This is a genomic window from Myroides sp. 1354, assembly GCF_030324495.1.
Taxonomy (GTDB): Bacteria; Bacteroidota; Bacteroidia; order Flavobacteriales; family Flavobacteriaceae; genus Flavobacterium.
On sequence record NZ_JACAGN010000002.1, the window covers coordinates 234,073 to 240,632 of the forward strand.

General features: G+C 35.9%; 8 protein-coding genes and 2 tRNA genes. 2 read left to right on the forward strand and 8 right to left on the reverse strand.

Annotated elements, in window-relative coordinates; translation table 11 throughout:
- Window positions 1–117 precede the first annotated feature (117 nt).
- The 3 genes from HX004_RS03955 to HX004_RS03965 all read right to left on the reverse strand — a co-directional run bounded on the left by HX004_RS03955 (window position 118) and on the right by HX004_RS03965 (window position 2,928).
- A complete protein-coding gene (locus tag HX004_RS03955; RefSeq protein WP_286441005.1) occupies window positions 118–570 on the reverse strand; it encodes an OsmC family protein in 453 nt (150 codons plus the stop codon).
- A gap of 481 nt (window positions 571–1,051) precedes the next feature.
- A complete protein-coding gene (locus tag HX004_RS03960) occupies window positions 1,052–1,765 on the reverse strand; it encodes a 3'-5' exonuclease (protein WP_286441132.1) in 714 nt (237 codons plus the stop codon).
- Window positions 1,766–1,767: 2 nt separating this feature from the next.
- Entirely contained in the window at window positions 1,768–2,928 is a 1,161-nt protein-coding gene (locus tag HX004_RS03965; protein ID WP_286441006.1) for a serine hydrolase domain-containing protein, read from the reverse strand.
- A gap of 155 nt (window positions 2,929–3,083) precedes the next feature.
- On the opposite strand from HX004_RS03965, the gene HX004_RS03970 reads away from it, so the two are divergent.
- Window positions 3,084–3,725, forward strand: coding sequence for an O-methyltransferase (locus HX004_RS03970; RefSeq protein ID WP_286441008.1), 642 nt, complete (start codon window positions 3,084–3,086; stop codon window positions 3,723–3,725).
- Between the two features lie 35 nt (window positions 3,726–3,760).
- On the opposite strand, the gene HX004_RS03975 is transcribed toward HX004_RS03970, so the two are convergent.
- Genes HX004_RS03975 through HX004_RS03985 form a run of 3 tightly spaced genes read right to left on the reverse strand, consistent with a single transcriptional unit; the run spans window position 3,761 to window position 5,475 of the window.
- Entirely contained in the window at window positions 3,761–4,330 is a 570-nt protein-coding gene (locus tag HX004_RS03975) for a phosphatase PAP2 family protein (protein WP_286441009.1), read from the reverse strand.
- Window positions 4,330–4,635 (reverse strand): Sec-independent protein translocase subunit TatA/TatB, encoded by a 306-nt coding sequence (locus HX004_RS03980; RefSeq protein ID WP_286441011.1) that lies wholly within the window; start codon window positions 4,633–4,635, stop codon window positions 4,330–4,332. The genes HX004_RS03975 and HX004_RS03980 overlap by 1 nt, the downstream gene beginning before the upstream one ends.
- A 39-nt stretch (window positions 4,636–4,674) precedes the next feature.
- On the reverse strand, window positions 4,675–5,475 hold the full coding sequence (locus tag HX004_RS03985) for a hypothetical protein (protein ID WP_286441012.1): 801 nt from the start codon (window positions 5,473–5,475) through the stop codon (window positions 4,675–4,677).
- Between the two features lie 160 nt (window positions 5,476–5,635).
- Here HX004_RS03985 and pepE point away from each other — a divergent pair, with 160 nt between their 5' ends.
- Window positions 5,636–6,343, forward strand: coding sequence for a dipeptidase PepE (gene pepE, locus HX004_RS03990; protein ID WP_286441013.1), 708 nt, complete (start codon window positions 5,636–5,638; stop codon window positions 6,341–6,343).
- A 32-nt stretch (window positions 6,344–6,375) separates the two neighbouring features.
- Here the strand turns inward: pepE and HX004_RS03995 are convergent.
- Window positions 6,376–6,448: transfer RNA gene (locus HX004_RS03995), tRNA-Gly, on the reverse strand.
- A gap of 33 nt (window positions 6,449–6,481) precedes the next feature.
- Window positions 6,482–6,557: transfer RNA gene (locus HX004_RS04000), tRNA-Gly, on the reverse strand.
- Window positions 6,558–6,560: the final 3 nt, after the last annotated feature.

A 6,560-nucleotide genomic window follows, 5' to 3' on the forward strand; every position in this document is an offset into this window, starting at 1 on the left:
ATGTAAAGTGTCTTGAAACAAAAATAAGATATTTAATTGTGATTTAAAGGGGAGTCTAGCGTGATTCCGTCCTATCTACCGATTAAATCACAATTAAAAAAACAAATTTCTGTCATATTAGGCTACATTTACATGATCATATTCCTTCACTAAGGTAACAATGGTAGGAGTTTGCTGTTTAAAATTAGCAAATACTGGACAAGCTAATTTCACTGCATCCATCCATTCTTTCAACACAATGATTGAAGCCGTAGAAGTTGGTTTAACAATTACATCTATCTTTTTAAACACTCCTGCATCCAACTGTTTTTGTTCTAAAGTTTCATCTACAACTCCACTTACCTCAATTTGAATAGACTTTAAATCTACATTTAATGTAGTACCCAATAAGTTCCCAACTGCGTGGATACTTCCGGCCAATTTGGCCAAGATTAATTCTTGTGAATCCACTTGTGCCTCTTTTACCAATTCCTTTCCGTCTTTCACGGTGAATGAGAAGTTCGCTGTTTTGATGGCCAACTGACTTTCTCTTACTGAAAAGCCTAACACTTTTACTACTTTTTTACTCATTTTGCTTTTTTGTTTTTTTTCATTTTTGTTCTCAACACGACACTTTACCTCAAAAAAAAAGTCCTTTTGGTCGTCGTACGTTACCAAAAGGACTTGAAATATTACACTTAATCATTTTTATTTAAAAAAACGCTAGGATTTTTGCTTCAGTTCTGGTAACGAGCGCATAGGCGAATGTTTAATAAACATCCACATATAACATGTCGGGTTCGATAAATACTGAATTTGTTGTCTCATTGCGTATGATTTAAAAAAATAAAAGCCCCTGTTTACAAACAGAGGCTTTATGTATATCATATTATTTACGATTTTAAAATAACATGCCTAATCCACTCACCTCTTGTGCTGAACACCACATTGATTTATAAAAATTAGGTTGAATTGTTAACATCGTATCTTTTTTTCTGTTTTTTACTCCGTACAAAGCTAGAAATTATTTTTTTATGAAAAGCAAATTTTCCAATATTTTTAACTCTTTTTTTTACACAGATTGAATTTCGTGTTCTTCTAAACTATTTTCACCTCTTAAACGCAAGAAAATTTGCGCTACGGTAATGACATCTTTTTCACAATAACGCGCAATGCGCTCCACATCATTTTCCTCATAGTACACTCGTGCAACATCAGCTCCGTTGATATCGTCTTTCGGAGAAGGGATTTCTAAAATATGCGCTAGCAACTTTAGGGAGGTATAATGCTTATAATCACCGAATTTCCATAGTTCCATCGTATCTAAATGCGGGACCTCCCAAGGTTTTTTTCCAATCAAATTCAATTTCCCAGGTACTTTCAGGCGATGAATAATCATACGACGGGCAATATAAGGAAAATCGAACTCCTTGGCATTGTGTCCGCACAGCAAATGTTCTCCCCGATTAAAGTGATTGAGTATTAAATTGGAAAAATCGCGAAGAATCTGCACTTCCTCCCCTACATAAGAAGTCGTTCTAAACTGACGTTCTCCTCTTTTATAGGTAAAATACCCTACAGAAATACAGACAATTTTTCCAAATTCAGCCCAAATACCTGCATGGGAATAAAACTCCTCTGCAGGAATTTCCCCTTTGCGCTGATAACGCGTTTTTTCTTCATATAATTGTTGTACGTCCTCATTTAAAAGTTGAAAGTCTTGCTCTTGGGGCACTGTTTCAATATCTAAAAATAGGATATGAGATAAGTCGATTCGGTCTAACATCATTATTTTTTTCGTTGAGCCAACATGGCGTAGGCTTCATCAATATAAGTATATAAATCGTTGCTATGTGGATCAGATTCTGTCTGTAGACCTTTAATATGTCCCAGACGCACAATAATTACATTGTCTTTAGGGGAAACAATCGTAAATTGCCCTAAGTGTCCACGCATATAAAAGAAATCTTGTCCTTTGTAATTTTTTAACCACCAACCATAGCCGTATTCTGGACTAGATTCAAATCGTGGCTTGATGGATTTTGCAACAAAAGAGCTATCGATAATCTGTTCTCCTTGCCATTTTCCGAAATCTTTATACAACTTGCCAAAACGCGCAAAATCTCGAGCTCCGCTAGTGAAACAACAATACGACTTTTCGATTCCATCTCCTTTGTGATCAATTTGCCACAGCGCATCATTATCAGCCCCCATAGGTTTCCAGAAATAGTCGGAGACATAAGCAGACAGTGTTGTTCCCGTTGCTTTTTCAAGAACCATTGCCAGCAACTGCGTATCACCACTCTTGTAGATAAATTCTTTTCCTGGTTGATCTTTAATCTCCAAGCCCAACATTACACGTCTCAAATCTTTATCAAAATAAGCTTGTGTAACCACTGAAAAGGCACTGTAATAACCTTCATCCCAATCCAACCCAGAGGCCATAGAAGATAAATCTCCAACGGTTACCTCATCCTTATACTTTCCTTTAAGCTCAGGAAGATACTCAATCACTTTGTCTTCTAAACTCTTAATTTCACCCCTTTGCAAGGCCTTCCCTAAAGCAGCAGACACAACGCTCTTTGCCATTGAAAAGGAATTGGTTTTGCTATTGGCTGTATATCCGTCGTAATAACTTTCATGCCAGATACTGTCGTTTTTAATAATTAAAAAAGCGATGGTCTCCAATTCCTTATGCGTATTCGCTAAAGTTACTGTGGGTTCTACAGTATTATAATCCTTTGTCAAAGGCCAAGGTTGTGCTTTTCCAGCTGGAATTTCGCGCGTAGGGAAATAGTGGTAATCATCTAAGAAGGCTGTTTTATAACCATTAAAATAAATGGTACGAACCGCAGTAAATAAATAATCTACCTTAAACACATAAGCTAAAATAACGATCCCTACGATAGTTATAGCCAATCCTTTCAGGAATTTCCATAGTATTTTCATAACATCTGATTCTTGTTGGTCCTTAAATTTACCATTTTTTTTCCTTGTTTGACAGATTTGAATTGCATTCTTATAAAATCGATAAAATAGTCAGCTATTGCAAAAAGCCTTTTATCTTTGCAACTTGATTATCCTAATTTAAATACGCTTCTTATATGCACTTTATATCCAAAGAACTGGAAGATTACGCAGCTAATCACAGTGAAAATGAACCTGAGTTATTGGCACAGCTCGACAAAGAGACCCATCAAAAAGTCTTGCAACCAAGAATGTTAAGTGGGCATTTTCAAGGACGTTTTTTAAGCATGATTGCCAAATTAGTTCGCCCTACCCATATCTTAGAGATTGGAACCTTTACAGGGTACGCTACCTTGAGCTTAGCTGAAGGATTACAAGCTCATGGAACCTTAGATACTATTGACGTCAATGAAGAGTTATATGATTTTCAACGCAAGTATTTTGATTTATCTCCTTATGGCAAACAAATCACACAACACGTTGGAAGTGCATTAGATATCATTCCTCAACTGAACAAACAATACGACTTGGTTTTTATTGATGCCGATAAGAAGAATTACAGCAATTACTTTGAGTTAGTGATAAACAAAATGAATCCAGGCGGAATTATCCTTTCAGATAATGTATTATGGTCAGGAAAAGTGATTGAAGAAATCAAGGCAAATGACAAGAGCACCCTTGCATTAGACCAATACAACAAACTTTTAAAAGACGATCCTCGAGTAGAAACTATTTTACTGCCTATACGAGACGGATTAACCGTGTCGAGAGTACGATAAAAAAAGGGATTTGGCTAAACCAAATCCCTTTTTTACTATAGTAATTTATCGTTGTATTTTCTTTCAATCCACAAGAATATTTGGTAGAAGAGTGTTCCTGATAACAATCCAAAGCAATAACCTACAAGGATATCAAAAGGAAAATGCATCGTCAAATAAATTCGACTGTAAGCAAATATCAGAGGGAAAATAAACACAAAATACGCGTGTTTATAATAACGTCTCAACACCATGAACATGAACAACATATTCGCCATGGAATTTGAAGCGTGTCCTGAAAAGAAACTCAAGGTAGGACTACATTTCACAATGCGAATCAGCGCCTGAATATCTTCTGTATTACACGGCCTAGGACGTGCCACTGCATATTTCACCAAATTGGTCATCTGATCGGTAAAGGCAACCAATCCCGCCATAACCAAAAGAATAACACCCAATTTTTTAATCGAAACCTTTTTATAGGTTAAATAAACTAACAATAAGAAGAAGGGAATCCAATTTAATTGCTTGGTAATAAATAACCAAAAAGGATCATAAGTTTCGCTTCCTAATCCATTAAAAAATATAAGTAATTCCTTATCCAGCTGTATCAGTTGATCTAACATTAATTTCTTCTTTTAATTGGCCCCGTGATATTTTCAATATCCTCCTTTTGTTTTTCAATTTCTTGTTGGATATCTTTAATTGGATTGATATCCGCATTTATATCCAAAGCATCTTCAATATCTTTCTTAATACCAGACTCCTCTGCACTTCTATTGATTTCGCTTTTTATATCGTTGGTTGCATTTTTTATCTGTGCCATAAATTTACCAAAGGCTCTCGCCATTTCTGGCACTTTATCAGAGCCAAAAAGCATTAAAATGACTAATATGATAAAAAACAGTTCTCCTCCTCCTATTCCAAACATAACTCTATTTTTAGTTAAGATACAAAACTACAAAGTTTATTATTTTTTAGTTGCTTTCTCTTGATTTAAATTTACTTGATCGACTGTTAAAGTATCTTGTGATGTCTGTTCTTTTAATTTGTCTCCTAATAAATCTAAGAATTCCAAGGCTAAAACCCCCGTTCGAGAAGAGATTTTATCTCGTTCTGTAATTCCCGCATTCAAATACCCCGACATAATATCATCATCCGAAACGAAATAAGCAAAACCTATAACATAGTCTTTTGGGATACTATAGTCTTTAATTAAGACATATTCATCCATCACATTCAAAAACTTATCTTTTCTCATTTCTTGTTTTTCGTACTTCAACGCTTTTTTCAACATAGCCGTACGCCCGCTAATCCAATTGACAATTGCACTGACAGGGATAATTCCAGATCCTGAAGTAGCCGTATACAAGCGTCGTTCTGCAGGTGTATAACGTCTTGCTCCTTCAGGAACTAACCCCAAAGAAGAAGAGGAAATATGGGTAATGACAATTTCATTCAACTGTCGATTAAGGTCATTGGGTTCAAGGGGAATTAAAACAATATCGCGTTTAAAGTCGATATCATCTAATACATAGCGATAACCAATAAACAAAGGTCCTGAAAACATCAAAGTATCATTCTCTTGTGCTTGAATAGAAAAATATCCACCAGGTTCAGTCACCAAGGCATCTCCTGTATTGATATTAGAAACATAGATTCCCTTCAGATCTTTGCTTCTAGATACAATTTTTCCTTGTAACTTCACTCGATCTTGGGCCAATACTCCTACTCCAACTATCAACAACAAAAAGGTTAAAACTAATTTCATCTATTAATATATTAATGAAGTCCGTAAAAATATCTTATAAATACAGAAAGCAAAATTTTAATCGTGTAAAGTTATGTTAAATATAAAATACCAAGAATATAAACCCTTTTTTTCATTTGACGAATAAAGTCTATTTTTGTTACTTCATAATAGCACAATCATGAGAAACATCATTATAGCCAGTACTTCAACCTTACACAACCAAGGGTATCTGGAATATTTACTTCCGACTTTGTCCCATCATTTTAAAGCTGGGTCGACACTTATTTTTATTCCTTATGCTCGTCCTAGTGGTATAAGCCACGATGACTATACAACTAAGGTACGCGAAGCTTTTCAATCACTCAATATCCAAGTAAAAGGTCTTCATGAATTTGAGAACCCAAAAGAAGCGATTCAATCCGCGGATGGGATTTTTACAGGAGGTGGAAATACATTTTTATTAGTGAAGCAGTTATATGCCCATGACTTAATTCCAACGATTACAGTCGCAGTTAACCAAGGAACACCTTATTTAGGCTGCAGTGCAGGAAGTAATATTTGTGGTTTAACGATGGAAACAACCAATGATATGCCAATTACTTATCCTCCATCATTTAAAACTTTTGGATTTGTACCTTTCAATATCAACCCTCATTATTTAGACCCTATCGAAGGTTCTACTCATATGGGAGAAACGAGAGAAACGAGAATCAACGAATTTCACACAATCAACTCACAACCTGTTGTAGGATTACGAGAAGGTAGTTGGTTAAAAGTTTCAGGGAATCAAATAGTTTTAGGTGGAACGTTAACTGCGCGTATTTTTGAACAAGGTCAAGCGGCTTATGAAGTTGAGCCAAACACAGATTTAAGTACTTTAAAATAAAAAAAGCCTGCATTAGCAGGCTTTTCTTTTAGAGCGGAAGACGAGGCTCGAACTCGCGACAACCAGCTTGGAAGGCTGGAGCTCTACCAACTGAGCTACTTCCGCAGGTGATGATCTTTGAAAACTTTCATCAAGTTTTGGAGCGGAAGACGAGGCTCGAACTCGCGACAACCAGCTTGGAAGGCTGGAGCTCTACCAACTGAGCTACTTCCGCAGG

Coding starts and splice junctions, on each gene's coding strand:
- HX004_RS03955 (WP_286441005.1), bottom strand. CDS start 570: ATGAGTAAAAAAGTAGTAAAAGTGTTAGGCTTTTCAGTAAGAGAAAGT.
- HX004_RS03965 (WP_286441006.1), bottom strand. CDS start 2,928: ATGAAAATACTATGGAAATTCCTGAAAGGATTGGCTATAACTATCGTA.
- HX004_RS03960 (WP_286441132.1), bottom strand. CDS start 1,765: ATGTTAGACCGAATCGACTTATCTCATATCCTATTTTTAGATATTGAA.
- HX004_RS03980 (WP_286441011.1), bottom strand. CDS start 4,635: ATGTTTGGAATAGGAGGAGGAGAACTGTTTTTTATCATATTAGTCATT.
- HX004_RS03975 (WP_286441009.1), bottom strand. CDS start 4,330: ATGTTAGATCAACTGATACAGCTGGATAAGGAATTACTTATATTTTTT.
- HX004_RS03970 (WP_286441008.1), top strand. CDS start 3,084: ATGCACTTTATATCCAAAGAACTGGAAGATTACGCAGCTAATCACAGT.
- HX004_RS03985 (WP_286441012.1), bottom strand. CDS start 5,475: ATGAAATTAGTTTTAACCTTTTTGTTGTTGATAGTTGGAGTAGGAGTA.
- pepE (WP_286441013.1), top strand. CDS start 5,636: ATGAGAAACATCATTATAGCCAGTACTTCAACCTTACACAACCAAGGG.